This is a genomic window from Streptomyces sp. NPDC002835 (genome assembly GCF_053591995.1).
Genome location: NZ_JBSFUW010000026.1, coordinates 1 through 23,499, shown reverse-complemented (window position 1 = coordinate 23,499; position 23,499 = coordinate 1). Strand labels below are relative to the sequence as shown.

The 23,499-nt window shown below is 70.3% G+C and carries 27 protein-coding genes and 1 riboswitch; of the genes, 8 read left to right on the top strand and 19 right to left on the bottom strand.

What is annotated here, in order from left to right; all coding sequences use genetic code 11:
- Positions 1-3: 3 nt before the first annotated feature.
- From ACWD01_RS25105 to rpmG, 12 genes are all read right to left on the bottom strand, one after another.
- Positions 4-789: an ABC transporter ATP-binding protein gene (locus tag ACWD01_RS25105; RefSeq protein WP_451165047.1), complete on the bottom strand. Its 786-nt coding sequence runs from the start codon at positions 787-789 to the stop codon at positions 4-6.
- Complete coding sequence (locus ACWD01_RS25100; RefSeq protein ID WP_451165046.1) at positions 789-1,898, bottom strand: FecCD family ABC transporter permease; 1,110 nt, start codon at positions 1,896-1,898, stop codon at positions 789-791. The genes ACWD01_RS25105 and ACWD01_RS25100 overlap by 1 nt, the downstream gene beginning before the upstream one ends.
- A 103-nt stretch (positions 1,899-2,001) precedes the next feature.
- Positions 2,002-2,150, bottom strand: a riboswitch (cobalamin riboswitch).
- Positions 2,151-2,307: 157 nt separating this feature from the next.
- Positions 2,308-3,129: an HAD family hydrolase gene (locus ACWD01_RS25095; protein WP_451165045.1), complete on the bottom strand. Its 822-nt coding sequence runs from the start codon at positions 3,127-3,129 to the stop codon at positions 2,308-2,310.
- Between the two features lie 77 nt (positions 3,130-3,206).
- Positions 3,207-3,932 (bottom strand): TIGR03943 family putative permease subunit, encoded by a 726-nt coding sequence (locus ACWD01_RS25090; RefSeq protein WP_451165095.1) that lies wholly within the window; start codon positions 3,930-3,932, stop codon positions 3,207-3,209.
- A gap of 26 nt (positions 3,933-3,958) precedes the next feature.
- Positions 3,959-5,032: a permease gene (locus tag ACWD01_RS25085; protein ID WP_451165044.1), complete on the bottom strand. Its 1,074-nt coding sequence runs from the start codon at positions 5,030-5,032 to the stop codon at positions 3,959-3,961.
- Positions 5,033-5,042: 10 nt separating this feature from the next.
- Positions 5,043-5,870, bottom strand: coding sequence for a class I SAM-dependent methyltransferase (locus ACWD01_RS25080; RefSeq protein ID WP_451165043.1), 828 nt, complete (start codon positions 5,868-5,870; stop codon positions 5,043-5,045).
- Between the two features lie 150 nt (positions 5,871-6,020).
- On the bottom strand, positions 6,021-7,193 hold the full coding sequence (locus tag ACWD01_RS25075) for a GTP-binding protein (protein WP_451165042.1): 1,173 nt from the start codon (positions 7,191-7,193) through the stop codon (positions 6,021-6,023).
- A gap of 6 nt (positions 7,194-7,199) precedes the next feature.
- The gene (gene rpmF, locus ACWD01_RS25070; RefSeq protein WP_451165041.1) at positions 7,200-7,370 is read right to left on the bottom strand and encodes a 50S ribosomal protein L32; all 171 of its coding nucleotides are present in this window, start codon (positions 7,368-7,370) and stop codon (positions 7,200-7,202) included.
- A 73-nt stretch (positions 7,371-7,443) separates the two neighbouring features.
- Positions 7,444-7,692, bottom strand: a complete 249-nt coding sequence (rpsR, locus tag ACWD01_RS25065; RefSeq protein ID WP_451165040.1) for a 30S ribosomal protein S18 — start codon at positions 7,690-7,692, stop codon at positions 7,444-7,446.
- A gap of 47 nt (positions 7,693-7,739) precedes the next feature.
- On the bottom strand, positions 7,740-8,888 hold the full coding sequence (locus ACWD01_RS25060) for a CobW family GTP-binding protein (protein ID WP_451165039.1): 1,149 nt from the start codon (positions 8,886-8,888) through the stop codon (positions 7,740-7,742).
- Positions 8,888-9,133 (bottom strand): type B 50S ribosomal protein L31, encoded by a 246-nt coding sequence (locus ACWD01_RS25055; RefSeq protein ID WP_451165038.1) that lies wholly within the window; start codon positions 9,131-9,133, stop codon positions 8,888-8,890. Before ACWD01_RS25055 ends, ACWD01_RS25060 begins: the two co-directional genes overlap by 1 nt.
- Positions 9,134-9,180: 47 nt before the next feature.
- Positions 9,181-9,345 (bottom strand): 50S ribosomal protein L33, encoded by a 165-nt coding sequence (gene rpmG, locus ACWD01_RS25050; RefSeq protein ID WP_189105971.1) that lies wholly within the window; start codon positions 9,343-9,345, stop codon positions 9,181-9,183.
- A 69-nt stretch (positions 9,346-9,414) separates the two neighbouring features.
- On the opposite strand from rpmG, the gene rpmB reads away from it, so the two are divergent.
- Both rpmB and rpsN read left to right on the top strand, forming a co-directional pair.
- Positions 9,415-9,651 carry a 50S ribosomal protein L28 gene (gene rpmB, locus ACWD01_RS25045; protein WP_451165037.1) on the top strand — a complete coding sequence of 79 codons (237 nt, stop codon included), beginning with the start codon at positions 9,415-9,417 and terminating at the stop codon, positions 9,649-9,651.
- The gene (gene rpsN / locus ACWD01_RS25040; RefSeq protein ID WP_451165036.1) at positions 9,651-9,956 is read left to right on the top strand and encodes a 30S ribosomal protein S14; all 306 of its coding nucleotides are present in this window, start codon (positions 9,651-9,653) and stop codon (positions 9,954-9,956) included. Before rpmB ends, rpsN begins: the two co-directional genes overlap by 1 nt.
- A gap of 736 nt (positions 9,957-10,692) precedes the next feature.
- On the opposite strand, the gene ACWD01_RS25035 is transcribed toward rpsN, so the two are convergent.
- The 4 genes from ACWD01_RS25035 to ACWD01_RS25020 all read right to left on the bottom strand — a co-directional run bounded on the left by ACWD01_RS25035 (position 10,693) and on the right by ACWD01_RS25020 (position 13,972).
- Positions 10,693-12,183, bottom strand: a complete 1,491-nt coding sequence (locus tag ACWD01_RS25035; protein WP_451165035.1) for an alpha/beta hydrolase family protein — start codon at positions 12,181-12,183, stop codon at positions 10,693-10,695.
- A gap of 45 nt (positions 12,184-12,228) precedes the next feature.
- Entirely contained in the window at positions 12,229-12,477 is a 249-nt protein-coding gene (locus tag ACWD01_RS25030) for a hypothetical protein (RefSeq protein ID WP_451165034.1), read from the bottom strand.
- Positions 12,477-13,181, bottom strand: coding sequence for an aminotransferase class I/II-fold pyridoxal phosphate-dependent enzyme (locus ACWD01_RS25025; RefSeq protein WP_451165033.1), 705 nt, complete (start codon positions 13,179-13,181; stop codon positions 12,477-12,479). Before ACWD01_RS25025 ends, ACWD01_RS25030 begins: the two co-directional genes overlap by 1 nt.
- Positions 13,182-13,417: 236 nt before the next feature.
- Positions 13,418-13,972, bottom strand: a complete 555-nt coding sequence (locus ACWD01_RS25020; RefSeq protein WP_451165032.1) for an ABATE domain-containing protein — start codon at positions 13,970-13,972, stop codon at positions 13,418-13,420.
- Between the two features lie 105 nt (positions 13,973-14,077).
- On the opposite strand from ACWD01_RS25020, the gene ACWD01_RS25015 reads away from it, so the two are divergent.
- The 3 genes from ACWD01_RS25015 to ACWD01_RS25005 all read left to right on the top strand — a co-directional run bounded on the left by ACWD01_RS25015 (position 14,078) and on the right by ACWD01_RS25005 (position 16,004).
- Complete coding sequence (locus ACWD01_RS25015; protein WP_264247809.1) at positions 14,078-14,377, top strand: hypothetical protein; 300 nt, start codon at positions 14,078-14,080, stop codon at positions 14,375-14,377.
- Positions 14,378-14,454: 77 nt separating this feature from the next.
- Complete coding sequence (locus tag ACWD01_RS25010) at positions 14,455-15,564, top strand: DNA alkylation repair protein (protein WP_451165031.1); 1,110 nt, start codon at positions 14,455-14,457, stop codon at positions 15,562-15,564.
- 128 nt (positions 15,565-15,692) lie between these two features.
- The gene (locus ACWD01_RS25005; RefSeq protein WP_451165030.1) at positions 15,693-16,004 is read left to right on the top strand and encodes a hypothetical protein; all 312 of its coding nucleotides are present in this window, start codon (positions 15,693-15,695) and stop codon (positions 16,002-16,004) included.
- Here the strand turns inward: ACWD01_RS25005 and ACWD01_RS25000 are convergent.
- A complete protein-coding gene (locus tag ACWD01_RS25000) occupies positions 15,992-17,077 on the bottom strand; it encodes an NAD(P)H-dependent flavin oxidoreductase (protein ID WP_451165029.1) in 1,086 nt (361 codons plus the stop codon). The genes ACWD01_RS25005 and ACWD01_RS25000 overlap by 13 nt on opposite strands.
- Positions 17,074-17,691, bottom strand: a complete 618-nt coding sequence (locus ACWD01_RS24995) for a flavodoxin family protein (RefSeq protein ID WP_451165028.1) — start codon at positions 17,689-17,691, stop codon at positions 17,074-17,076. Before ACWD01_RS24995 ends, ACWD01_RS25000 begins: the two co-directional genes overlap by 4 nt.
- A gap of 158 nt (positions 17,692-17,849) precedes the next feature.
- On the opposite strand from ACWD01_RS24995, the gene ACWD01_RS24990 reads away from it, so the two are divergent.
- Positions 17,850-18,452 carry a TetR/AcrR family transcriptional regulator gene (locus ACWD01_RS24990; RefSeq protein ID WP_451165027.1) on the top strand — a complete coding sequence of 201 codons (603 nt, stop codon included), beginning with the start codon at positions 17,850-17,852 and terminating at the stop codon, positions 18,450-18,452.
- A gap of 877 nt (positions 18,453-19,329) precedes the next feature.
- On the opposite strand, the gene ACWD01_RS24985 is transcribed toward ACWD01_RS24990, so the two are convergent.
- Positions 19,330-19,992 carry a 4'-phosphopantetheinyl transferase family protein gene (locus ACWD01_RS24985; protein WP_451165026.1) on the bottom strand — a complete coding sequence of 221 codons (663 nt, stop codon included), beginning with the start codon at positions 19,990-19,992 and terminating at the stop codon, positions 19,330-19,332.
- 107 nt (positions 19,993-20,099) lie between these two features.
- On the opposite strand from ACWD01_RS24985, the gene ACWD01_RS24980 reads away from it, so the two are divergent.
- Complete coding sequence (locus tag ACWD01_RS24980; protein WP_451165025.1) at positions 20,100-21,602, top strand: FAD-binding protein; 1,503 nt, start codon at positions 20,100-20,102, stop codon at positions 21,600-21,602.
- A gap of 206 nt (positions 21,603-21,808) precedes the next feature.
- On the top strand, positions 21,809-23,499 hold a 1,691-nt coding region (locus ACWD01_RS24975; RefSeq protein ID WP_451165024.1), incomplete at its 3' end, for a type I polyketide synthase.

The window sequence follows — 23,499 nt, the reverse complement described above, 5'->3', positions numbered from 1 at the left end:
TCCTCAAGAAGCGGGCTGAGTCGGTGGGAGACGGTCGAAGAGCAGTTGCACGGCGCCGGACTCGGGGTGCGGCACACGGTGCGCCCGTACGCCGAAGACCTCGGCCAGCAACTCGGGTGTGAGCACGTCGTACGGTGCACCGGAGGCGACGATCCGGCCGCTGTCGATGACGTGGAGCAGGTCGCAGTGGAGCGCGGCGAGGTTGAGGTCGTGCAATGCGGTGAGCACGGTCAGCCCACTTCCGCGCACCAGAGCCAGCACTTCCAACTGCTGGGCAATGTCGAGGTGGTTGGTGGGCTCGTCGAGCACCAGTACGCGCGGCTGCTGCGCGAGCGCGCGGGCGATCAGGACCCGTTGCTTCTCGCCGCCGGAGAGGGTGAGGAAGCCGCGGTCGGCGAGGTGGCAGGCGTCCACCCTGACCAGCGCGGCCTCGCACGCCTTCCGGTCCTCGTCGGTGGTCCGGGCCACGGACCGCTGGTGCGGCAGCCGCCCCATCGCCACGACCTCGGCGACCGTGAAGTCGAACTCGGTGACCGCCTCTTGGGGCAGGGCGGCCAGCCGGCGGGCGCCTTCGCGCGCGCTCAGGGAGTGCAGGTCCTCACCGCCGAGCCGGACCGTCCCTGTCGAGGGGCGCAGGGCCCGGTAGACGCAGCGCAACAGCGTGGACTTGCCGCTGCCGTTGGGCCCGACCAGCCCGACGACCTGCCCGCTGCCCGCTCGGAGCGTGACCTCCCGCACCAGCCGCGCGCCGGCGACCTCGACCGTCAGTGCATCGATGTCGATCCGCATCACGCGCCTCCGAAGGTGTAGGAGCGGCGGCGCATCAGCAGGACGAAGCACGGCACGCCGATGACGGCGGTCAGCACGCCCACCGGCAGCTCGACGGGAGCGAGCACCACGCGCGACAGGATGTCCACCCAGATCAGCAGGACGGCGCCCGCGAGTGGGGCGACGGCCAGCAGCCGGCGATGGTCCGCGCCGACCAGCATCCGTGCGGCGTGCGGAACCATCAGGCCGACGAAGCCGATCGCACCGCTCACCGCGACCACGGCCCCCGTGACGGCGGCACAGACCAGGAACAGCTCCTTGCGCAGCCTTCCCGCGTCCACCCCCAGGGCGGCCGCGGTCTCGTCACCCATCGCCAGGGCGTTCAGGCGGCGCGCCGACACAGTGAGGTGGGCGAGGCCGGCGAGCACGGCCCCCGCGGCAATCGGCACGGAGGCCCAGCTGGCTCCGCCGAGACTGCCGAGCAGCCACATCATCGCGGAGCGGGCCGCCTCGCCGCGCTCGGCCGCGAACACCATGAACGTGGTGACGGCCGAGAAGCCGTAGTACATCGCGGTGCCCGTCAGGACGAGCCGCAGCGGGGTCAGACCGTCAGAGGTGCGGGCGATCGCGTACACGAGCACCATGGCGAGGAGCGCGGAGAGGAAGGCCGCCGTGGACAGGGCCCACAAGCCGAGAGCGCCGAAGGCTCCGAAGAGGAGGACGGCGTTGGCGCCGACGGCCGCGCCGGAGGAGATGCCGAGGACGAACGGGTCGGCGAGGGCGTTGCGGACCATTGCCTGCACGGCGACGCCGATGGCGGACAGGCCGGCCCCGACGACCGCGGCCAGCACGGTTCGTGGAAAGCGCAGTTCCCACACGATGGTGTACGCCGAGACTTCGTCGGGGGATATGGATCCGCCGGTCAGCCCGGCCCACAGGTGACGCAGCACCTCTCCCCAGGACAGTCCCGACGCCCCGATCCCCGCCCCACAGACGATGGAGAGCAACAGCACGGTGCACAGGGTGGAGAAGAGAAGGAGCAGTGATACACGCTTGGGCGGCGCGGGGCCGGCGCCGGTACGCGCCGCGTGAGGTGGTGCGGCCGGTTCGAGTTCGAGGGGGGTGGCCATGGGCGGATCGCCTTCGCCTCAGGCCGTGCACCCACGTGAGCACAGGAGCGGCCCGGGACGCGGGGCGCCCTGTGCAGCACCCTCTCGCAGTCCACGGCGAATTGACAGGAGCCATCACCACCGCGGGTAATCGGGCTCACGGGGCCACAAGTTGGGCTCCGCCTACCGTTGCGGGTCAGCGCCGGACTTCCACCGGACTTCCCCCGCGGGGCGGCTTGCAGCATAGCGTGCACGGGAGGGTGACCCTTCCGTCATCGCAAAGATGCCACCCTGATGGGGACTGTGGGAGACACACCGGGGGCATACCCGGCCGCAGCTCTCCAATGAGCGACGCGGGCTCCTTGGTTCGGTGTGCCGGGCCAAGGAGCGAGGGTCTGTCGGCCCCATGGACCGGCCGGACGGTGACGGGTCAAGCACGTGCCCGCGCCGGCAGTCGTGCGGTGGTCTCCATGCCGAGCACGACTTCGCACGCCTGATGAATGGGCACGTGCAGGTGCTGCTGCGCCGTGTGAGCGACGATGGCCTGCGCCAGGGGGTGGCGGGCGTGCAGCTCGCCGGAGGCGGCCAGGCTGAGCACGTCGTCGGCCATGAACCGGTCGCTGAGGCTCACCACGCCCGCCACCAAGGGCTTCCCGAAGGTGAGGGTGCCGGTCTTGTCGAAGACGACGGCCGAGACGCGGCCGATACCCTCCAGCTGGGTGCCGCCCTTGATCAGAGTGCCGCGCCGCGCGCCGTTGCCGATCGCGGCGCTGATGGCGGTGGGAGTGGCGAGACCGGCGGCGCAGGGGCAGGCGATGAGCAGCATGGTCATGGCCCGCCGCGCGTCCCGCACCTCGTCGAGCGCGACCTCGGCCTCGACGCCGCCGTCGCGCACGACCCAGACGCGTTCCTCACCGGTCGTCAGCAGTTGCTCGATGGCGCGACGGGTGCGGCGCAGGGTGAGGGTCTGGAGGAACTCGCCGAGGTCAGGCAGCCACAGCACGGTCAGCGCGACCACGCTCTCGCGGAGCACGAGCGAGATCAGCGTGGCGGCGGTGACCAGGCTGTCCGTCCCCGGTGAACTGCGGCCGCGCAGTGAGCGCAGCGCGCCCCGGAAGAACGGCAGGCCCGTGAACACCACGGTGAGCACGCCGCCCGCGCCGGACGAGCCGAAGCGGAACCGCGGCCTCGTCAGCAGCCGACGCACCGCCACCACCGCCGGCATGGCGCCGCCCACCACGAGCCTGGCCACCTCGCCGGCGGACGAGTCCGGAACGGACCGGGTCGGTACGGACCGGGTCGGTACGGGCCGGCAAAGGCCCGTCGGCCTCAGGGGCTGACGGTGGGCGCTCTGTCGGTGTAGGGGTTTGCCGGTTGAGCGATGCGCTCGACTCGGGCCGTGTCCAGCGCCAACGCCGCCGACCTGGTTCCGAAGGCCCCGCGAGGATGCCATGTACCGGTCACCTTGACCCAGGTGTCGGCAGGTGGTGCCGGTGCGCCGCGGACGGTGACCGCCAACGACTGGGAGTCCGCAGCACAGCAAGCCACGACGAGCCTGGTCAGATCCCAGCCGCCGTCCTTGCGCGGTGTGACGAAACCCTGCATGACGACCGTGCGGCCCTCGAGGCTGCCTGTCTCGTCCTGCTGTACCCGTGCGATGAATTCGGTCAACGACAACGGGACCGGCCCCTCTACCGCGAGGGGTTCGAAACGCTCGTACTCTTCGACGATCAACGGAGTGTCACGAGCGGCGGTGTACGCCCCGAGGGCCGGCGGCGCGAAGAGCAGCAGTGCCAGCGCGGGCGGCAGGAGCAGCCAGCCGACGCGGGATCCGTGTGAGTGATCGTGCCCGTGCTCTGACGGCACCACTTGGCCTGTCCCATCCGTCGCCGTCGTCGCGGCCCTGAGCGATCTGTCGTGAAGAGCGCCGATGAAGCCCGCGACAAGCAGGACGGTCCCCGCGGCGGCGACGTAGGGCTGCAGACTTTCCTTCACATAGCGCAGGCTGATGTCGCTGAACAGGGACACCCGTAGAACACCGGCCCCGAGGACCATGAGCAGCACGTTCTGCACCGTGTGTCTCACAGCAGCCACCACCCGACGAGAGCGCTGCACGCGATGGCGACCACAGCCGTGGCCGCGGAGAACCGCAGGGCGAACCCACGGCCGAACGTACCCGCCTGCAGAGCGATCAGCTTCACGTCCACCATCGGCCCCACCACCATGAACGCGAGCCGGGCAGTGGGCGAGAAGCCGGTGAGGGAGGCGGCGACGAACGCGTCCGCCTCCGAGCAGACAGCCAGCACGACCGCCAGCGCGGCAAGGAAGAGGAGGGACAACCACGGTGAGTCGGAGAACGTCTCCAGTACCGAGCGCGGTACGGCGACGTTGAACGTGGCCGCCGTCATCGCCCCGACGACGAGAAATCCTCCCGCGTGCAGGAAGTCGTGCCGGAACCCGAGCCGGAACTCCTCCCAGCGGCTGTGCCCCTGCCGGTGGCCGGTGTGCCGGGCCGGCATCCGCAGCCATCGTGCACGGCCGAACCGAAGCCAGAGCCACCCCATCGCCACGGAGACGGCGAGGGAGGCAAGGAGCCGCGCGGCCACCATCTGCGGACTGCCCGGGAAAGCGACCGCCGTCGACACGAGCACGATCGGGTTCACCGCCGGCGCCGACAGCAGGAACGCGAAGGCCGCCGCCGGCGGCACACCGCGGCGGATGAGGCTTCCCGCCACCGGCACGGATGCGCACTCACAGCCGGGCAGCACGACCCCCGCCGCACTCGCCACCGGTACGGCGAGCGCAGGATTGCGCGGCAACGCCCTGCTGAACACATGAGCCGGTACGAAAGCGTTGACCGCACCCGAGACCAACGTCCCCAATACCAGGAACGGCAGGGCCTGGACCGTGATGGCCACGCAGACGGTCTGCCAGGCCACGACGCCGGGACGGCCCAGCCATTCCGGCATACCTGCGGCCCAGAACAGCGCTCCGACAGCCAGCAGCGACACGACGCCGGCTCCGACCACTCCCACCGAAGGGGTGCGCGCGGGCGTCGTCCGCCCCGGCCCCGCTGCCGGGTGGGTCCGTTCCGCCGGCACCCCGCCCGCTCCGACCACTGACGCGCTCCCTTCCGAGCCACCCAGTGATGCCATTGCCGCGGCTCTACGGCAGCTGAACGAAATTGAGCCGGTACTGCTCGACCTGCGGAAGACGCTGCTCCGCCAGGCCGTTCAGCATCTCCTGATACCCGGCGGGCAATCGGCCGTACAAGGCCGGGGGCAAGGTGGTGAGCGTATGCGTGGCCAGCAGGCGTCCGCCGGGCGCCCATTCGATGATGTCGGCCGGATCGTCGCACGCCCACCGCATACGGGCCTGGACCTTGCTGAGTGCGTCGTGCTGATCCTGGGAGTCGATGATGCCCGGTCCTGCGGTGTCGAGCGCGAGCGGGGAGCCGGGGAAGCGTTCGGCGATCAGGGCGATGACCTGCCGGACGTCCGCCTCGTCGAGGAAGGGCAGGACGGCCTCGGCGCTGAAGAGGTACGGTCCGTCCCCGACTGCGGTCACCGTGTCGGTCCATGACACGTCCGTCACCGATCCTGCGATCATCGTCCGGCGTGAGCTCTCCCCGAAGAACTTCCGGCGCAGCTCGATGACATCGGGCAGGTCCAGGTCGAACCAGCGTGCCCGCCCGTTGTCGGCACGCTCGAAGCGAGTGTTGAGACCCGTGCCGATCTCCACGACCGTTCCGGACGGATTCCCGGAGAGGAAGGCACGGACCCAGTCGTCGAACAGCGCGGTGCGCAACACCGTACCGATGAGGCTCGGCAGGTCGTCGAAGCGCGCGAAGTCGTAGTCAATGGAGGCGACCATCTCCTCTGCTTTCGCATCCCGCAGGACGGGGTGATCCTTGCGAGTCTCCACCGCCCGCCCGTACAACGGAATCAGCAGAGTTTCCTGGACGGCACCCAAGTGCAGCTGTGGCTCAGGCATGTGATCCCCCATCGTGTAGGCCTCGCGCCCGAGGCGGCGCGGCATCCGTATCCGCGAAGCCCCGGCCTCCGCGGATACGGATGCCGGGGCGGCCGGTGCTGTGCCGGGCCGGGCGGTGCCGTGGCTGCGACCACCGCCCGGCCCGGAGTTTCAGGTGCGAGCGGCCCCCACCGGTACCTCGTGCTCGCACGCGTCGTCGATGCCGTACGTCTCCCAGGCCGGGAAGGCGTCGTCACCGGGCACCGGTTCGCCGTCGGCCAGCAGGCAGCCGGCCAGGGCCGCTTGCAGCTCGTCGGCCCGCAGGCCGGTGCCGATGAAGACCAGTTCCTGCCCCTGCGAGGTGCCGGCATCGCGGGCACCCGAAGGCTCGAAGCGCGCGACAGCGCCCGCCTGCGACCACAGTCCCGTCACCAGCGGCCGGCTGGCCAGCCAGAAGAACCCCTTGGAACGGAGGACCTGCCCGAACCGGCCGCTGTCGAGCTGCTCGGTCACCAGATTCCACAACCGCCCTGGGTGGAAGGGCCTGTCGGAACGGAACACGGTGGAGGAGATGCCGTACTCCTCGGTCTCCGGGACATGGTCGCCGTTGAGCTCCATGACCCAGCCCGGCGCCTGCTGAGCACGCTCGACGTCGAAGAGCCCGGTGCCGAGCACGTCACGCAGCTCCACCGCGCCACGGGTCGCGGGGACGATGCGAGCGACGGGGTTGAGCCGCACGAGCGCGGCCCTGAGCCGGTCGGCATCCTCGGCGGGGACGAGGTCCAGCTTGTTGAGCACGATGACGTCGGCGAACTCGATCTGGTCCATCAGCAGATCGCTGACGGTCCGCTCGTCGTCCTCGTACTGGTCCAGCCCGCGCTCGGCCAGGGCGTCCCCGCCGGTCAGCTCCGGCAGGAAGTTGGCCGCGTCGACGACGGTGACCATGGTGTCGAGCCGGGCGAGTTCGCCGAGGGTGACGCCGTCGTCCCGCGCGAAGGAGAAGGTGGCGGCCACCGGCATCGGTTCGGAGATGCCGCTGGACTCGATGAGCAGGTAGTCGAAGCGGTCCTCCCGCGCCAGGCGGTCGACCTCTTCCAGCAGGTCGTCGCGCAGAGTGCAGCAGATGCAGCCGTTGGTCATCTCGACCAGGCGTTCCTCGGTGCGCGAGAGGGCTGCCTCACCGCCGCGGACGAGGGCCGCGTCGATGTTGATCTCGCTCATGTCGTTGACGATCACGGCGACGCGAAGCCCGTCGCGGTTGCCCAGGACATGGTTCAGCAGAGTGGTCTTGCCCGCGCCGAGGAACCCGGACAGCACCGTGACGGGCAGGCGGTCGTGACTCACGCGCGCTCAGCCCTCGGGACGCAGCAGGCCGCGCTCGTACGCCTTGACCAGCCGCTGAGGCACCAGGTAGCTGGAACCGTCCACCGTGATCGGCACGAGCCGGGGCGTGCTGGCCTTCCACTGGGCGCGGCGGTGACGAGTGTTGCTGCGGGACATCTTCCGCTTGGGAACAGCCATGTTGGTCTCCTTGGTTCTTGTCGCCCATCAGGGTACATGCAAATGGTTTTCATCACCATCTCTGCTTGTGGCGTCAACGGCCGTTGGAGCTGCCGGCATAGGGCAGCAGGGCCATCTCACGGGCGTTCTTGATGGCGACGGCGAGTCGGCGCTGCTGCTGGGCGGTGACGCGGGTGACGCGGCGACTGCGGATCTTGCCTCGGTCGGAGATGAACTTGCGCAGCAGGTCGGTGTCCTTGTAGTCGATGTAGGTGATCTTGGCCGCGTCGAGCGGGTTGGGGCGGGACTTGACGGGCTTACGGAGGTCCGGGCGGCGGGCCATGGGGGCTGCTCCTTGGAGTGTTGGAAGTGCTGGGAGGACTGGGAGGTTCAGGCGGGGTCGAGGAGGGTGTCGAATGCGGCAGGGAGGTGCTTCCACGCCTCGCGTCCGGCGGCGTACTCGGCGTCGGTCAGCAGGCAGGAGTCGAGGAGCTGTTCGATGCCCTGCCGGTCCAGCCCCGGGGAGGTGAAGACGAGGTGCTGGCAGCAGTCGCCGTGCTCGGGGTGCCAGTCCAGTGATGCGGCGGCCTGCCGCATGGGCGGGATCATGTCCCAGGCCGCTTCGGGGAGGGAGGCAAGCCACGGGCCCGCGTCCTCCACACACAGGGCGCCGCCCGCGGCGTCCCAGGCGAGCAGGGTGTCGGGGCGGTCGGCGAGCCAGAACCGGCCGCGGCTGCGCGCGGCAGCGCAGCACAGGTCCTCCAGCGCCTGGTAGAGGCGCTCGGGATGGAAGGGCCGGCGGCGGCGCCAGACGAGCGTGGCCACGCCGGCCTCTTCGGCTTCCCGAGGAAGGAGCGCGCACGCCGGATGCTGGGCGGCGGCTGCCGTCTCCACGTCGAAGCCGGCGAAGGCGACCTGGGCCAGTTCGCCGGAGTCCGCCGCCACGTGGCGGGCGGTGGGATGCAGCTGCGCGAGGAGAGCACGGTCCTCGCTGTCCGCTTCCTCGCTGTCGACCAGGGCGAGGACGGGCGCGTACTCCAGCTGGCGGGCCCAGGTGTCACCGATGGTGCGCTGGTCGGTGGACGCCGCTTCCAGACCCGCTTCGGCCAGGTCGTCGCCGTTGGCCAGGTACGGCAGTACGAGCGCGGGATCCACCGCGGTGATCACGTTGGCGAGAAGAAGGCCGCCTCCGTGTGCCGCGACCACCTCCGCCATCCCCTTCGGCTCGACCGAGTCCCACAGTTCGACGACGGCGAGCCGGGTCAGGCCGCCGCGGGCCAGCCGCTCCAGCTCGGGGACGAGATCCTCGCGCAGCGCGCAGCACGCGCAGTCGTTGACCAGCGGGGTCTCCCCCTGCGAGAGGTCACCGGAGGCGTCGCGGACGAGGCGGCGCACCGTCCCGCTGCCCGCGCCGGTCAGGTCGTGGTGCAGGGCGACGCTGTCGGGAACTGCCCGCAGGAGCCGGTCGACGACGTGCCTGCGGGCGTCGGCGTGGAGCCCGGCCACGAGGACGACGGGCATTCGGGAGTTCTGCTCCATCACCGGGTTCCGTAGCGGCGCTCGAAGCGTTCGACGCGGCCGGCGGTGTCCAGGACGCGCGCGGTGCCCGTGTAGAAGGGGTGGCTCACCGAGGAGATCTCGACGTCGACGACCGGGTAGGTGTTGCCGTCCTCCCACTCGATGGTCTTGTCGCTCGTCATCGTGGACCGGGTGAGAAAGGCGTGGTTCGAGGCGGTGTCACGGAAGACGACGGGGCCGTAGGGAGGGTGGATGCCGGGCTTCATGGCGGAGGAGGACCTTTCGGGGCAGGGCGTTCGGTGGAGAGGGTGTGTCAGCGCTCTTCGCGGAAGTCGACGTGGCGCCGGGCAACTGGGTCGTACTTGCGCAGCACCATCCGGTCGGGGTCGTTGCGGCGGTTCTTGCGGGTCACGTAGGTGAAGCCGGTGCCCGCGGTGGAGCGGAGCTTGATGACAGGGCGGAGTTCGTTGCGTGCCATGAGGCTAGTATATGGGAATGATTTCCATTACCAATAGGGGTGGAAGCGCAGAGAGAGGCAGGAACACCCATGTCGGCCCACTGCCAACTGACCGGCGCAAAGCCGGGCTTCGGCAATACGATCTCCCATTCGCACCGGCGCACCTCCCGCCGCTTCGACCCGAACATCCAGCGCAAGCGCTACTGGCTCCCGAGCGAGGGGCGCAATGTCCGTCTGACTCTGAGCACCAAGGCGATCAAGACGGTGGACTCGATCGGCATCGAGGCGGCCGTGGCACGGATCCGGGCGCGTGGAGGGAAGGTCTGATGGCGAAGAAGAGCAAGATCGCACAGAACGAGAAGCGCAAGGAGATCGTCGAGCGGTACGCCGCACGGCGGTCCGAGCTCAAGGAGATCGTCCGCCGCCCCTCGTCGACCCAGGACGAACGCCGCGCCGCGCTGGCGGAGTTGCGCAGGCAGCCGCGGAACGCCAGCGCCACCCGAGTGCGCAATCGCGACAGCGTGGACGGCCGCCCCCGTGGCTACCTGCGCAAGTTCGGCCTCTCGCGGGTCCGAACCCGGGAGCAGGCGCACGCCGGTTTCCTGCCCGGCGTGACCAAGTCCTCCTGGTGACGGAACTCCACTGACACCAAGGCCGCGGCCGCACCCCGCCGCCGCACACGGCGGCAGGCGCCTGTCCCGCAGCGCGGTCCGTCGCATTCGGTATGCCGACGGCCGCGCTGCGGCGCTCTGGCCCTTCGAGCTGCGCGAACCGAGTCGCGGAGTGCGCGGCGGTGGCTCGCCCAACTGCGCGGCCGAGCACCCCAGTGCCAACCGGCGCTGTGCTGGTCCACTAGCGCTTCGGCCCGCGCCATGGCGCGGGCCGAAGCGTTGGTGGACCGGCCGCCGCCGCGGCCGGATGCGCTTGGTTGGGTCAGTGCTTGACGCCGCTGATCTCGTTGGGTGCCTGGGGCAGGGGATGGCAACGCACTCCACGTGATGCGTCATCGGAAAGATGTCGGGCTGAGCGGGTCTCGGAAAGCCCCAGGTCAGAGGCCATTTCTCGGCCGACTGGCCTGCGTGCGGGGGCACAGAGCGTCAAACGAGCGTCATGACCAACAGCCCATCCCTCCGGTCAGGGCGTGGCGCTCCGTGCGATGTCCGGGCCATCTGCAACTGCGCGGCCCGATCCGCCATCCCGGGCACCGGGCACTACCCCCGGCTCGCCCGCCCCGACGCGGTGGCGTGCATCCTCGACCAACAGAGCTGTGTAGCACCGACTCCGACCGACGGACCGTACCCCTGCTGTGACGGTCGCGCGGACCGGCCGCCCGGGCGCCGGCGGCAGCGGACAGGCCACGCCCCTTCCTCAGCCACTGCCGCGCGGGGAGTGGACGGTGACAACACCGTAAGCGCGCAGAACGGCGGCCAGGTCATCCGGCCGGTCGCGCAGCGTGGCGTTGAGGAAGGCCAGGGATGCGGCGGTGGTGATGCGCGGTCCATCGGTACGGCCTCGTGATCCCACGATCGACTCCACCGGGGGCATGTAGAGCGGAGCGTCCGTGAACGTGAGATGGGCCGCGCCGGGGACGGTGAGCCGGTAACTGGTCGCGCCGCTCAAGCTGAGCACATGGGTGAGGCGGGGGAGGTAGTCCGGATCGATGTCCCGGCTGACGTCCTGGGTCAGCGCCAGCACCGGTTGGGGGAAACGTGTCGGGGCGGGGTCGTGCGGAAAGCCGTCCAGGTCGATGACGGCGTCGAACCGATCGTCCTGGCGAGCTGCCTGCAGCGCGGCTCCTCCGCCGAGGGAGTGACCGGCAACGGCGACCCGTCCGGTGTCCATGCGCCCGCTCACAAGCCCCGGGATCTCGCCTCGCGCTACACGGTCCAACTGGCTGAGAACGAAGCTCAGGTCGGCTGCCCGGATTGCGGTCCACCCGACCGCCAGCTCCTCGTCGCGGTCGTCATCACCCGTAGCGGTGACCTTCGTGCGGATGGTCCGGCCGTCGGCGAGGACGACGGCGGCCGAGTCGTAGGGATGGTCGAGGGCCGCGACGACGTAGCCGTGGCTGGCCAGTTCCTGCGCCCACACCGAATTCTGGGTACGTACGCCGCCCAGCCCCGGGGAGAACAGCACGACCGGGAAGCGTCCGTTGCCGCCGGCCACCGGCGCGTCGACCACCGCATGGGTACGGGCGCGGGGCAGGCCGTCGAGCAGGAACCCGGGTATGCCGACGTAGTCGGCGAGGGCGTCGGAGACGGTCCCCGCCTCGCGGTCCGTGCGCCCGAGGTAGGCGGCACGCCGCGCATCCGCCGGGCTCTTTCGTGCCGGGTACCACAACTGCACGACGACAGTGCGCCGGTCGTCAGTCTCGGAGGTGGCGTTCTCGGGCCGGTCGGCGTCGGTCCACTGCACCACGCTGGTGCCCACGGCGAAGGGGCCGGACGGCGCCGGGAACATCGGCACGGGCAAAGCCCAGGCGGCGGCCGGGCCGACCGCGATCAGACACAGACACACCAGCGACACCGGCAAAGCCGCCCACCATCGAACCCTGCGCGGCGGCCGCCCGCCGCGCGCTCGCAGCTCGGCCGCGACGGCGAACGGCAGGACGAGTGCGGTGCCGGCCAGGACGGGCATCATCTGCCAGCGCACCGGACCCACCACCAGCGCCACACCGGACAACAGGACCACGACTCCGGCACCGAACGCGGCAGGCCGACGCATCCGTCGGGGGAGCCAGCGGGCCGTCACAAGCGCGACGGCACCTACCACAAGCACGGTTTCCAGAAGGGACATGTGCAGTCCCGGCAGTGATTCGGTCACACGGTCATGCTGAGTGCACAACTGCCTTCCCCACATCAAGCCCAGGTCGCGACCGTGTGCGACCTGAGGCTGACATGACGGTCATCCGAAGGCCGCACGGAAGCGTTCGCGTAGATCGGCGAGGCGGTCGGTGGGTTCGTTGGCGAAGACCAGCCGCAGATACCTGTCGCCACTGGGTCCCCACCCCGTCATTGGTGTCGCGGCGACCCGCCCGCGGCGGAACAGACGCTCGGACGCCTCACCCGGAGCCAGTCCCAGCGCGGCGGTGTCGAGCAGAAGGGACCAGCCGCCGTGCGGTCGTACGAGCGGGTAGCCGTCGAGCTGCCGCATCACGATGTTCGCGCTGGTGGGGATGACCAATGTCGTGTGTCAGGTGGGAATCGCCCAACAGGCCGTCGCCGCAGCGCTCGACGCGTCCGGCGCCGACGAGGACGTCGCCGCGGCCACACGCGTCTGGGAGCAGCGTCGGACGCCGGGCGGTTGCCGTCGAACAGGATGCGTTCCATCGCCGCGTTGTGGATCAGCCAGCAGTCATGCCTCTCCAGGACAGGAGCGAGAGCCTTCCAGTGACTCGGGCCGAGCAGTGCACCGGTCGGCATGGCCGGTGTCATGACCAGCACCGCGGCGGTGTCGGGTCCCACCGCTGCGGCGAGCTCTTCCGGATCGACCTGCCAGCCCCCGGGGGTGGGGGTGCACGGCACGTGGCGGGGAACTCCTCCCACCAGCCGAATCCGGTTGACCAACCCCGCGTACACCGGGTCGCAGACGACGACCTCCTGACCGGGCTCCACCGTGGCCAGGAGCACGTTCAGCAGCGCGTTGAGCCCTCCGGCGGCGCTCACGCATTCGGTGGCCGGATCGTAGTGGACCCCGGACAACCGGGAGACATGGGCGGCGGCGGCCTCTCGCAGCCCTCGATGTCCCTGGAACGGCAGATAGCTGTTGGCGGCGTCGTCCTCCACGGCGGACCGGGTGACCTCGAGCGCGATCCTGGGCGGACGCAGATCGGTGTCCAGATTCTCCAGACGCAGCATGTCGGGGTCCTTGGCGGCGTCCGCCGCGTCACCGATCACGTCCACCCCGATCCCCGGGATGTGCCGCAGACGTGAAACCCTCACAGCTCCTCCCTCAAGATCGTCGACGCGCGACCCGCCCGGCGTCGAGGCGTAGGGCAGTAACACACGGGGCACGCAGCCGTGTCCACCACCCGGATGAGTTCCGGCAGGGAGGAAGGGGCGCCCGCCGTCCCTTCATCGACGCTGGGCTCCGCTCACCTCTGGCGGCCCGAGGTCTGCTCGCTGCGGCGGGCGGCTCGCGCCCGGTTGCCGCAGCCGATCGAGCACCACGCCTGATCCCGTCTGCGCGCGAGGAAGAACATCCCGCAGCTCGGCGCGGGGCAGCGCCGCAACCGCGCCTGCTCCGGCCCGGCGGCCAGCACGAGCGCCTGCCGGGCGACCGTCGCCGCGACCGGCCCGCCGGCCTCCTGTTCCGCGAGGTGGCCGGCATTGTCGACCCGGAAGGTCACGGGGGCCCGCGCGGCCAGCGCGTTGAGTCGCGCCCTCGCCGACCCCGGCAGCGGGGCCTGCCGCGCCGCCGCGTCCAGCGCGGCCCTGACCGGGGCGCGCAGCTTCGCGAGGTCCTCCAGGGGGAGGTCGGCTAGCTCCCGGTCGCACGCCTTCTCCCGCCAGGACGCCAGGAGTTCCGGTTCGGCCAGCAGGTCGACGTCGCCACCCGCGTGACCGGCTCCGACGACGACGGTGTTGGCCACGTCGAGGACCGGCCGCTCGCCGATCCACGGCATCTCGCGCAGGTTCTTGAGGGACATGTCATCAACCTACCGGACCCACGGATTCCCTGTGCCGAATCCGTGATAGCTTCCAGTCACGGATTCAGAGACCCGAATCCGTGAGACGATAGGGAAAGGGTTCCCATGAGCACGACGATCGAATACGTCCGCTTCGCCTGCGCCGACCCCGAGCGGCTGACCGCCCACCGCGCCAGGCTGATCGCCCTTCTGCGTGAGCGGTACGGGTCCGACTTCCTCGGCGCGCACCTCGCCCGGTACGAGGACGGCTCCCTGCTCGACCTCATCCTCTGGGCCTCGCCGGAGGCAGCCGCCCGCGCGGCGGAGGAGATGCCCGGAGACCCGGCCGCCGGGGAATTCTTCAGCCTGATCGGAGAGGTCCACGAGATGCGGCACGCCGAAGTACTGCACAGCACCCAGCCGTAGCCGAGTCGGCACCGGCGGCGCGCCCGACCGCACAGGGCGACCACACCGCCCGGTCGCACCGAGGAGAAGGGACAGTCGTGCCCACGGCCGACGAACTGATCAACCCTCGCACCACGGACCTGCTGGCCTCCGTCATGGCGGCAGCGGGCGCCGCACCGGCGACTGCCCTCCGCGGCTGCGGAGCCCTGCTGGAGGACCTGGCTTTCAGTCGGCGCGTCACCGCCGTGAAGGAAGCCGTCCTCGCCGACCTTCCGGACGCCTACCCCGCCTTCGCCGACGTCGTCCACGCGGCCCTGCGCCGAACCGAATTCACCGGCTGGATGACCTTCCCCGTCAACGCGGCCGTCGCCGAACGCGCCCTGGCGTCCGACGTGTTCGAGCCGGGTCTCGATCTGCTCGCCGCCCTCACTCCGCTGCTCACCGCGGAGATGGCGGTACGCCCCTTCTTCAGCGCCGATCCGTCACGTGCCCTGGAACGGGCGGTGCTGTGGATCGGTCATCCCGATCCGCATGTCCGACGCCTGGCGAGCGAGGGCACCCGCCCGCGCCTGCCCTGGGCGCCCCGGCTGACCGCGTTCGTCGCCGATCCCACCCCGGCCCTGCCCGTCCTGGACGCGCTGTACCGAGACCCGAGCGAGTACGTCAGGCGCTCAGTGGCCAACCACCTCAACGACATCAGCCACGACCACCCCGGCACGGCCGTCGCCACCGCCGCCCGCTGGCTCGCCGAGCCCGCGCCCACCACACCGGCCCTTGTCCGGCATGGCCTGCGGACCCTCGTCAAGGCCGGCGACCGTGACGCGCTGGCCCTCCTCGGCCACGACCCCGATGTCCGTGTCCGGGTCGTCGGCCCCGACGTCCGCACGCCCCACGTGCACCTGGGTGAGGACCTGGTCTTCGACTACGAGGTGACCAACACCGGGCCCCGTACCGCGCGACTCGTCATCGACTACGTCGTTCACTACCGAAAGGCGAACGGCAGCCTCTCCCCCAAGGTCTTCAAACTCACCAGTCGCGACCTCCTCCCCGGCGAGCGCCGCTCGGGCGTCCGCCGCCACCCGCTCCGGCCACTCAGCACACGTCGACACCACCCGGGCGCGCACTGCGTACAACTCCAGATCAACGGTCGGCCCTACGACTCCTGCCCCTTCACCCTCCACATCCCACCGGAAGCCACCCTCGGCTGAACGCCCCCATGAGGTCTTCCGTGCGCGGCGCTTCAGCGCCGCCACCGCTTCCGCCCCGCCCGCGGCACCGACCCGCTCCCCTCGCCCCCGCTTCCACCCCACCCGTTCCCTGTCCGAGAGGATCGACGATGCACGGCATGTCCCCTGCGTTTCGGCGCGTGATTCTGGTGATCGCGGCCATCGGCCTGGTCAGCGGCTGTTCCCGGCAGTACGACGACGAGCGCGGCAAAGGGGACGCGCCGGTCCAGGGGCGCTCGGGGGACAACACCCCGGCCGAGGTCTTCAACATGCCCGACGGCTTCGACAACCTCATCACCAAATGCGTGGGAGTCGGCAAGCGCGCCTATGTCACCACCCGCTGGGTGAGGCACGACGATCCGCCCGTCATAGTCCCCGCCAACACCGTCGTCGTCGACGATCCGACCTGTCAGGCTCCCTGACCTCCCTGTGCCCGGAAGTCGTCCATGAGCAAGCTGAGGTAGTCACGCGCCCCACGTGCGCCACCGGCGAGTGCCGCGGCCTGGCCGGCCCACAGGCTGCTGAGATCCTCCCGCCCTTGGGCACCGGCTTCACGACGGATGGACTGCATCAGTGCGCTCTGCACGGGGTACGCGGGCACGGTCTCCTCGTACGGGGCCATGTCACGGACGAACCGGTTCACGATTCCGCGGGCGGTCCGGCCCGTGAAGAGACGCGTGAGAACGGTGGTGCGGGCCTCAGGGGAGCCGAGTGCCCTTTTGTGGGCTTCGCTCGCCCCTGATTCGCGGGTGGCGAGGAAGGCGGTGCCGATCTGGACGGCGTCGGCGCCCAGGGTGAGCGCCGCGGCCATCCCCCGGCCGTCGGCGATCCCGCCGGCGGCGATGACGGGAACGCTCACGGCGTCGGCTACCTGGGGCACAAGCGAGAACGTCCCCACGAGCGACTCCCGTACCGGCCGCAGGAAGGCGCCCCGGTGGCCGCCGGCATCGGCGCCGGAGGCCACGACGGCGTCGACGCCGGCGCGCTCCAGTGCGACGGCTTCGTCCACGGTGGTCGCCGTGCCGATCACCGCGATGCCGCGGCGGCGGGCCTCGTCCATCACCCTTCGGGGCGGGAGGCCCATCACGAAGCTGATGACCGGGGGCGCTGCCGCGAGCAGCGCGTCCACCTGGGCGTCGAAGTCCGGCCCCGGCGTGATGTCCTCGGCCGCCACCGCGGGCAGCCCGAGTTCGTCGTAGCAGGGGTGCAGCCGCCGGATGTGCGGGGCCAGTTCGGCGGTGTCCGGCCACGGTCCGGCCTCGTCCTGGTGGGGTACCCAGAGGTTGACGGCGAACGGGTGGCTGGTGCGGGCCTTCAACTCTCCGACGAGGCCCGTGATCTCTCGCGGGTCCAGGAGGTGCGCCCCGTAGGAGCCCAGCCCTCCCCCTTCGGACACGGCCGCGGCCAGGGCGACCGAGGACAGGCCCCCGCCGAACGGGCCCTGCACGACGGGAAGGGCGATGCCCAGCAGATCACCGAGGCGTCCGGCGCTCACGCCGTCACCACCAGGGCTTCGACGGCCTCGCGCCCGTGCACGAACTGCAGCGCCGTCCGGGCGACATGCTCGCCAAGGTGCCGCGCGGTCCGTAGATCGGCCTCTGCAGGGGACTCCTCCGGGCCGAGGTCGGAGGGCGACTGCGCCATGGCTCCCACGAACGAACCCAGCCGGTTCAGGTCCTCGGGACTGCCGCCGGAGCTGTAGATCCAGCCGGGCATCAGGCCAAGCGGAACCCAGTTCATGCCGTGCTGGGCCGCAAGGACCGTCATGGACAGCAGCGCGTTGTCCTTGTTGCCGTTCACCCCCGCCGAGTTGGTGAACCCGGCGGCGAGCTTGCCCTGCCAGCCGCGCGCGGCCCAGACGGGGGCGCCGGCCTCCACGAAGCGCTGGAACACGGCCGAGGTGGCGCCCATGTACGTGGGGGAGCCGAAGACGATCGCCTCCGCCTCCGCCAAGGCCGCCCACAGGCCCTCGTCGAGCGTGGAGACGTCCCGCAGATCGGCCAGGACGCCGGGCACCGCCGCGGCACCCTCCGCCACGGCCGCCGCCTGCCGGGCCGTGTGCCCGTATCCGCTGTGGTAGGCGATGACGACAGAGACGGGTACGGACATGTGGCCCTCCATGAAGTGGTGTATGCCCCGGAATAAGGGCGAACGGTTAACCGGACGCGGGTGTCGGGCCGCCTCCGGAAAACATACTAGACGACCGGTCAACTATTACGCCACCCGGCGCACCTCTGAATTAGTTGACCGACCGTATACTTGCCGCCATGGGACGCACCAGCACCGCACGCGAGCGGCTCCTCGACGCCACCGGCGAACTCATGCAGCACCGGGGGTACAGCAGCCTGGGAGTGGCGGAGATCTGCACCGCGGCAGAGGTCAAGAAGGGCAGCTTCTACCACTTCTTCACCTCGAAACAGGACCTCACCCTCCAGGCGGTCAACGCCTACTGGGAAGGCCAGCGCGACGCCTGGGCCCTCGCGCTGGACGGCCCGGACCCCGCCCTGGTCCGGCTCCGCCGGCTGCTGGAGGGCATGGCACAGGTCCAGCGGCACAGGAAGGAGACCTGCGGCACGGTCGACGGCTGCCTGCTCGGGAACCTCACCCTCGAACTCAGTACCCAGGAACCTGACGTTCGCGCCAGGCTGGAAGAGATCTTCGACGAGCAGACCGCGCTGATCGGCGACGTGCTCGGCCAGGCCGCGGACGAAGGCGACATCCCTCGCGAGCACGCCGAACAGTCGGTCACACGCGCAGTAATCGCCCATCTGGAGGGGCTGGTGCTGTTCGCCAAACTCAAGAACGATCCTGCGGTCCTCGACACCCTCTGGCCCCACACACTGCTCCTCGTCAGCGCCGAAGAGCCGTAGACAGCCCCGGTACGGACACGGAGTGGCGGGCCTTGCGACACCCGCCCGCGCACCCGCATGCGCGGAGCAGGCAGGCGGCTCGGCCGCTCCGCGAAGCGTCCGGGGAGTCGTTCTTCACGCAGGAGCAGCGACGAAGTACGGCGCAGGGGATCCGCCTCCGCGCGCTCCGGACACCGGCTCGCCCATCATGGCCCTCGCAATGTCCCCGGCCACCACAAAGTACCTCCCCAGACAGAACACCTAGCCGCCATGAGACTCTCGACGCCCTGCCGTACCCACATAGCCAGAAGGCTGCCCGACCAGGGGAAAGAAGTGCCTGACGATCCCTCAGAACGAGCGTCAAATGAGCGTCATTTCAGCGTCAAGATATCGCCCGTAACGCCCGCAGTACACATAATGCGCACCGACAAAACCGCAGGTCAGACGCCATCCCGCACCGGTTCGAGGATGGCAACGCACTCCACGTGGTGCGTCATCGCAAACATGTAGAGCCAAAACAGGTTAAAGAAAACCGCAGGTCATCGGCGCGCGAGACGCGAAACGGACTCAAGATCAATGTGCATTACGTGCGTCGTGGGCGCTGCGTGCAACCTCTGACGCACGCCGGAGAGCAACGCCGGGCCTCCACAGGCTGGTGGGGCTGCTCCCTCCCTGCTTCCTGCAGGTCAAGGGCGGCCTCCGGAGGCTACAACGATTCGCATCTGCGGTCAGCTGTCCCAGAGTGTTTCAGGACTCACACTGGCCCATTGCCGACTCCCCCAGCACGCCACCAGGCCTCGGCGAGCGCCGCGTCCGGGACACCCCACCTCCTCACACCCTGCCGACCAGCTGAGCATATGGATGCACATCGAGGCTGATGCGTCCCCAGGCCCTCCGGCTACAGCGAGACCGCCGTCAGCACGAGACCACGGCACGCCAGCCAGCGGCCGCCGACCGCCGTGGGCGCCCTGCCGGCCCAGCCGGGCCGCTGGCGCAGGACCCAAGCACGGAAGAACGGTATCTCGGCTTCGAACTCCACCTCGGCGTCGTCAAAGCCGAGGCGGTCCCCCGTCATGGAGAACCAGCTCTTGAAGACCGACTCCTTGGCGCTGAACAGCAGACGGTCCCAATGCACCGAAGGGTACGAGTCCGCCAGCGCAGCCAGCGCGGGACGCTCCGGGGCGATCGTCACTGCCTCCAACACCCCTTGTGGAAGCGGACGGTGAGGCTCGGCATCGATGCCGAGCGACATGACGTCCTCGCGGCTGGCCACCGCGGCACCGCGATAGCCATCGCAGTGGGTCAGGGATCCCAACACTCCGTCAGGCCACGACGGCACACCGTGCTCGTCCGGCGGCAGGGGAACGGCCGGTCGGCCCAGCGCTGACAGCGCCGCACGGGCGCAGTGGCGTCCCGTGGCGAACTCCCGCCTCCGCGCCTCCACCGCACTTGCGATCGCAGTCTCTTCCTCCGGGAACAGTGAGACGTCCGCCACGTCACCGAACACCTCCGCTGTACGCACTCCCGCCGGCACCAGACCGGCGATCAGGTCCGCGACCATCCCGTCCCTCCCTTTTCGAAGCGCTCCAAAACCTTTGCGTGACAGGTGAATTAGGATCCGACGGCAACAGTACAGCTTCACTTCCGTGTTGAAGGCAGGAGAACCGCATGAAGCACATCGACTTCGTGGCCCCCGGCGATATCAGGTACGAGGACTTACGCCGGGGCGAGAACCTCCGCTTCGTCGGCGATCCGGAAGAGATACATCTGGTGGGATCCGCCACTGAAATCGAGCAGGTCCTTTCGCATGCCGTCCGATCGGGGAAGCGGGTCGCCGTGCGCAGTGGAGGTCACTGTTACGAGGACTTCGTGGCCCATCCCGATGTCCGCGTGGTGATGGACATGTCGCAGCTGTCGGCGGTCGGGTTCGACGAAGCGCGCGGCGCGTTCGTCGTCGAGGCCGGTGCCACGCTGGGCGCGGTCTACAAGACGCTGTTCCGGATGTGGGGCGTGACACTGCCCGGCGGGGCGTGCCCCGATGTGGGGGCGGGCGGGCACGTCCTGGGCGGGGGCTACGGCCCGCTGTCCCGGATGCACGGCTCGATCGTCGACTACCTGCACGCGGTCGAGGTCGTCGTGGTCGACGCGTCGGGCGACGCGCGGACGGTGATCGCGACGCGCGAGCCGGACGATCCGAACCATGATCTGTGGTGGGCCCACACTGGGGGCGGCGGCGGGAACTTCGGCGTGGTCGTCAGGTACTGGCTGCGGACCGCCGAGGCCGACGTACCGCCGGAGCCCGGCCGGCTGCTGCCGCGGCCGCCGGCCGAGGTGCTGCTCAACACGACGGTGTGGCCGTGGGAGGGGCTGGACGAGGCGGCCTTCGCGCGGCTCGTACGGAACCACGGCAGGTGGTTCGAGCAGAACAGCGGCCCCGACTCCCCCTGGTGCGACCTCTACAGCGTGCTGGCCCTCACCCGCAGCCAGTCCGGTGCCCTCGCGATGACCACGCAGCTCGACGCGACCGGCCCGGACGCGGAGAAGCGGCTGGAGACGTATCTGGCGGCGGTCTCCGAGGGTGTGGGCGTGCAGCCGCACAGCGACACGCGGCGGCTGCCGTGGCTGCACTCGACGCGCTGGCCCGGGATCGCCGGGGACGGCGACATGACCGGACGGGCCAAGATCAAGGCGGCGTATGCGCGCCGGAGCTTCGACGACCGGCAGATCGGCACCCTGTACACGCGCCTGACCAGCACCGACTACGACAATCCGGCCGGGGTCGTCGCGCTCATCGCCTACGGCGGCAAGGTCAACGCCGTCCCGGCGGACCGGACCGCGGTGGCGCAGCGCGACTCCATCCTCAAGATCGTGTACGTCACAACCTGGGAGGACCGCGCGCAGGACCCGGTCCACGTGCGGTGGATCCGCGAGCTGTACCGGGACGTGTACACGGACACCGGCGGCGTACCGGTACCCGGTGGCGCCGCCGACGGCGCGTACGTCAACTACCCGGACGTCGACCTCGCGGACGAGGAGTGGAACACCTCCGGGGTGCCGTGGTCCGAGCTGTACTACAAGGACGCCTACCCGCGCCTCCAGGCGGTCAAGGCGCGCTGGGATCCACGGAACGTGTTCCGGCACGCACTCTCCGTGCAGGCTCCGCCGGCCTGAGACGGCGCCGAGGGGTACGGGTTCCCGCGCGGGGACCCGTACCCCTCGGCGCTTCCGCCCCCTGCCCGCCCGCGAGTTCAGCGGTCACTAGGGGATCAATAGGGGTGTAGGGGCCAACGATCATTTGATTACAGTCGGCAACTGCCTTTGCGTGTGCCGCAGGGGGCGTTTCTCATGCATTTCACTTACTGGGGGATCACGGTCGCATGTCTCAATTCCGCGACGGCTTCACCGAGGTCGGGATACCGGACGACGCAATCGCCATAGTGGGGCTCTCCTGCAGAATCCCCGAGGCCCCCGACAAGGGCGCGTTCTGGGAGCTGCTCCGCGACGCGCGGCATGCGATCGGGAAAGTGCCGCAGGACCGGTGGAACGCCGAGGAACTTCCCCCCGCCGCACGGCACGGCGCCTTTCTCGACCGGGTGGACACATTCGATCCCGCATTCTTCGGCGTATCGCCGCGCGAAGCCTCGATGGTGGACCCCCAGCAGCGGCTCATGCTGGAACTCTCCTGGGAGGCTTTCGAGGACGCCGGCATCCCCCTGCGGCAGGTGCGCGGCAGCCGTACCGGGGTCTTCGTCGGTGCGATCGCGAACGACTACGCGGTGCTGCTGAACCGGCAGGGGCTGTCCGCCGTCACCCAGCACTCGCTGACCGGGACCCAGCGCGCCATCATCGCGAACCGGGTGTCGTACACCCTCGGGCTGCGCGGTCCCAGTCTCACCGTGGACACCGCGCAGTCCTCCGGCCTCGTCGCCGTCCACCAGGCCTGCGAGGCCCTGCGCTCGGGCGGTTGCGAACTCGCCGTGGCGGGTGGCGTGAACCTCAACATCGTGCCGGAGAGCGCCCTCGCCGCCGACCGGTTCGGCGGGCTGTCGCCGGACGGCCGCTGCTACACCTTCGACGCCCGCGCCAACGGCTATGTCCGCGGTGAGGGCGGCGGGGCAGTCCTCCTCAAGCCCCTCGCCCGGGCCCTGGCCGACGGCGACTCGGTCTACTGCGTGATCCGCGGCGGCGCGGTCAACAACGACGGCGCCACGGACGGACTCACGGTGCCGAGCACGGCCGCGCAGAGCGAGGTGCTGCGCCTGGCCTACGACCGGGCCGGCGTCGACCCGGCGGACGTCCACTACGTGGAGCTGCACGGCACGGGCACCGCCCTCGGCGACCCCATCGAGGCCTCGGCCCTGGGCGCCGTCCTGGGCACGGCCCCCGGCCGCCGACTGCCCCTCACGGTCGGCTCGGCCAAGACGAACGTGGGACACCTGGAGGGTGCCGCCGGAATGGTCGGTCTCCTCAAGACCGCCCTGTCCCTCCATAGGCGCCAGATCCCGGCCAGCCTCCACTACGAGACACCGAGCCCGCGGATCCCACTGGACGAACTCAACCTGCGCGTGCAGCAGTCGCTGACGGACTGGCCGGAGCCGGAGTCCCGGCCCTCGCTCGCGGGCGTCAGCTCCTTCAGGATGGGCGGCACCAATTGCCACCTGGTCCTGCAAGGGGTGCCGGCGGCCGAGCCCGCGACCCGTGACGGCGGCGGGACTGAGCGTCGGGCCGGTGTGGTGCCGTGGCTCGTCTCCGGCCGCGGGGAGGACGCCCTGCGGGCGCAGGCCGAGCGCCTGCGGTCGTTCGTCGCGGACCGGCCCGAACTGGATGTGGACGCCGTGGCGCAGTCCCTGGTGACCTCCCGCGACGCCCACGAGAACCGGGCAGTCGTCCTCGGCTCGGACCGGGAGAGACTGCTGAACGGGCTCGCGGCACTGGCCGCGGGAGAGCCCGCGTCGCGGGTCGTACGGAGCCGGGGGTCCGTGGACCCTGCGCAGGGGCGGTTGGCGTTCCTGTTCTCGGGGCAGGGCAGTCAGCGGGCCGGGATGGGACACGAACTGTACGAGGCCTT

What these genes read in the sequence shown, in the direction of transcription:
- ACWD01_RS25105 (WP_451165047.1), bottom strand. Translation starts at nt 789, where the DNA reads ATGCGGATCGACATCGATGCACTGACGGTCGAGGTCGCCGGCGCGCGG.
- ACWD01_RS25100 (WP_451165046.1), bottom strand. Translation starts at nt 1,898, where the DNA reads ATGGCCACCCCCCTCGAACTCGAACCGGCCGCACCACCTCACGCGGCG.
- ACWD01_RS25090 (WP_451165095.1), bottom strand. Translation starts at nt 3,932, where the DNA reads ATGGTCCTCGGGGCCGGTGTTCTACGGGTGTCCCTGTTCAGCGACATC.
- ACWD01_RS25085 (WP_451165044.1), bottom strand. Translation starts at nt 5,032, where the DNA reads ATGGCATCACTGGGTGGCTCGGAAGGGAGCGCGTCAGTGGTCGGAGCG.
- ACWD01_RS25080 (WP_451165043.1), bottom strand. Translation starts at nt 5,870, where the DNA reads ATGCCTGAGCCACAGCTGCACTTGGGTGCCGTCCAGGAAACTCTGCTG.
- rpmF (WP_451165041.1), bottom strand. Translation starts at nt 7,370, where the DNA reads ATGGCTGTTCCCAAGCGGAAGATGTCCCGCAGCAACACTCGTCACCGC.
- rpsR (WP_451165040.1), bottom strand. Translation starts at nt 7,692, where the DNA reads ATGGCCCGCCGCCCGGACCTCCGTAAGCCCGTCAAGTCCCGCCCCAAC.
- ACWD01_RS25060 (WP_451165039.1), bottom strand. Translation starts at nt 8,888, where the DNA reads ATGGAGCAGAACTCCCGAATGCCCGTCGTCCTCGTGGCCGGGCTCCAC.
- ACWD01_RS25055 (WP_451165038.1), bottom strand. Translation starts at nt 9,133, where the DNA reads ATGAAGCCCGGCATCCACCCTCCCTACGGCCCCGTCGTCTTCCGTGAC.
- rpmG (WP_189105971.1), bottom strand. Translation starts at nt 9,345, where the DNA reads ATGGCACGCAACGAACTCCGCCCTGTCATCAAGCTCCGCTCCACCGCG.
- rpmB (WP_451165037.1), top strand. Translation starts at nt 9,415, where the DNA reads ATGTCGGCCCACTGCCAACTGACCGGCGCAAAGCCGGGCTTCGGCAAT.
- rpsN (WP_451165036.1), top strand. Translation starts at nt 9,651, where the DNA reads ATGGCGAAGAAGAGCAAGATCGCACAGAACGAGAAGCGCAAGGAGATC.
- ACWD01_RS25035 (WP_451165035.1), bottom strand. Translation starts at nt 12,183, where the DNA reads ATGTGGGGAAGGCAGTTGTGCACTCAGCATGACCGTGTGACCGAATCA.
- ACWD01_RS25030 (WP_451165034.1), bottom strand. Translation starts at nt 12,477, where the DNA reads ATGCGGCAGCTCGACGGCTACCCGCTCGTACGACCGCACGGCGGCTGG.
- ACWD01_RS25025 (WP_451165033.1), bottom strand. Translation starts at nt 13,181, where the DNA reads ATGCTGCGTCTGGAGAATCTGGACACCGATCTGCGTCCGCCCAGGATC.
- ACWD01_RS25020 (WP_451165032.1), bottom strand. Translation starts at nt 13,972, where the DNA reads ATGTCCCTCAAGAACCTGCGCGAGATGCCGTGGATCGGCGAGCGGCCG.
- ACWD01_RS25015 (WP_264247809.1), top strand. Translation starts at nt 14,078, where the DNA reads ATGAGCACGACGATCGAATACGTCCGCTTCGCCTGCGCCGACCCCGAG.
- ACWD01_RS25005 (WP_451165030.1), top strand. Translation starts at nt 15,693, where the DNA reads ATGCACGGCATGTCCCCTGCGTTTCGGCGCGTGATTCTGGTGATCGCG.
- ACWD01_RS24995 (WP_451165028.1), bottom strand. Translation starts at nt 17,691, where the DNA reads ATGTCCGTACCCGTCTCTGTCGTCATCGCCTACCACAGCGGATACGGG.
- ACWD01_RS24990 (WP_451165027.1), top strand. Translation starts at nt 17,850, where the DNA reads ATGGGACGCACCAGCACCGCACGCGAGCGGCTCCTCGACGCCACCGGC.
- ACWD01_RS24985 (WP_451165026.1), bottom strand. Translation starts at nt 19,992, where the DNA reads ATGGTCGCGGACCTGATCGCCGGTCTGGTGCCGGCGGGAGTGCGTACA.
- ACWD01_RS24980 (WP_451165025.1), top strand. Translation starts at nt 20,100, where the DNA reads ATGAAGCACATCGACTTCGTGGCCCCCGGCGATATCAGGTACGAGGAC.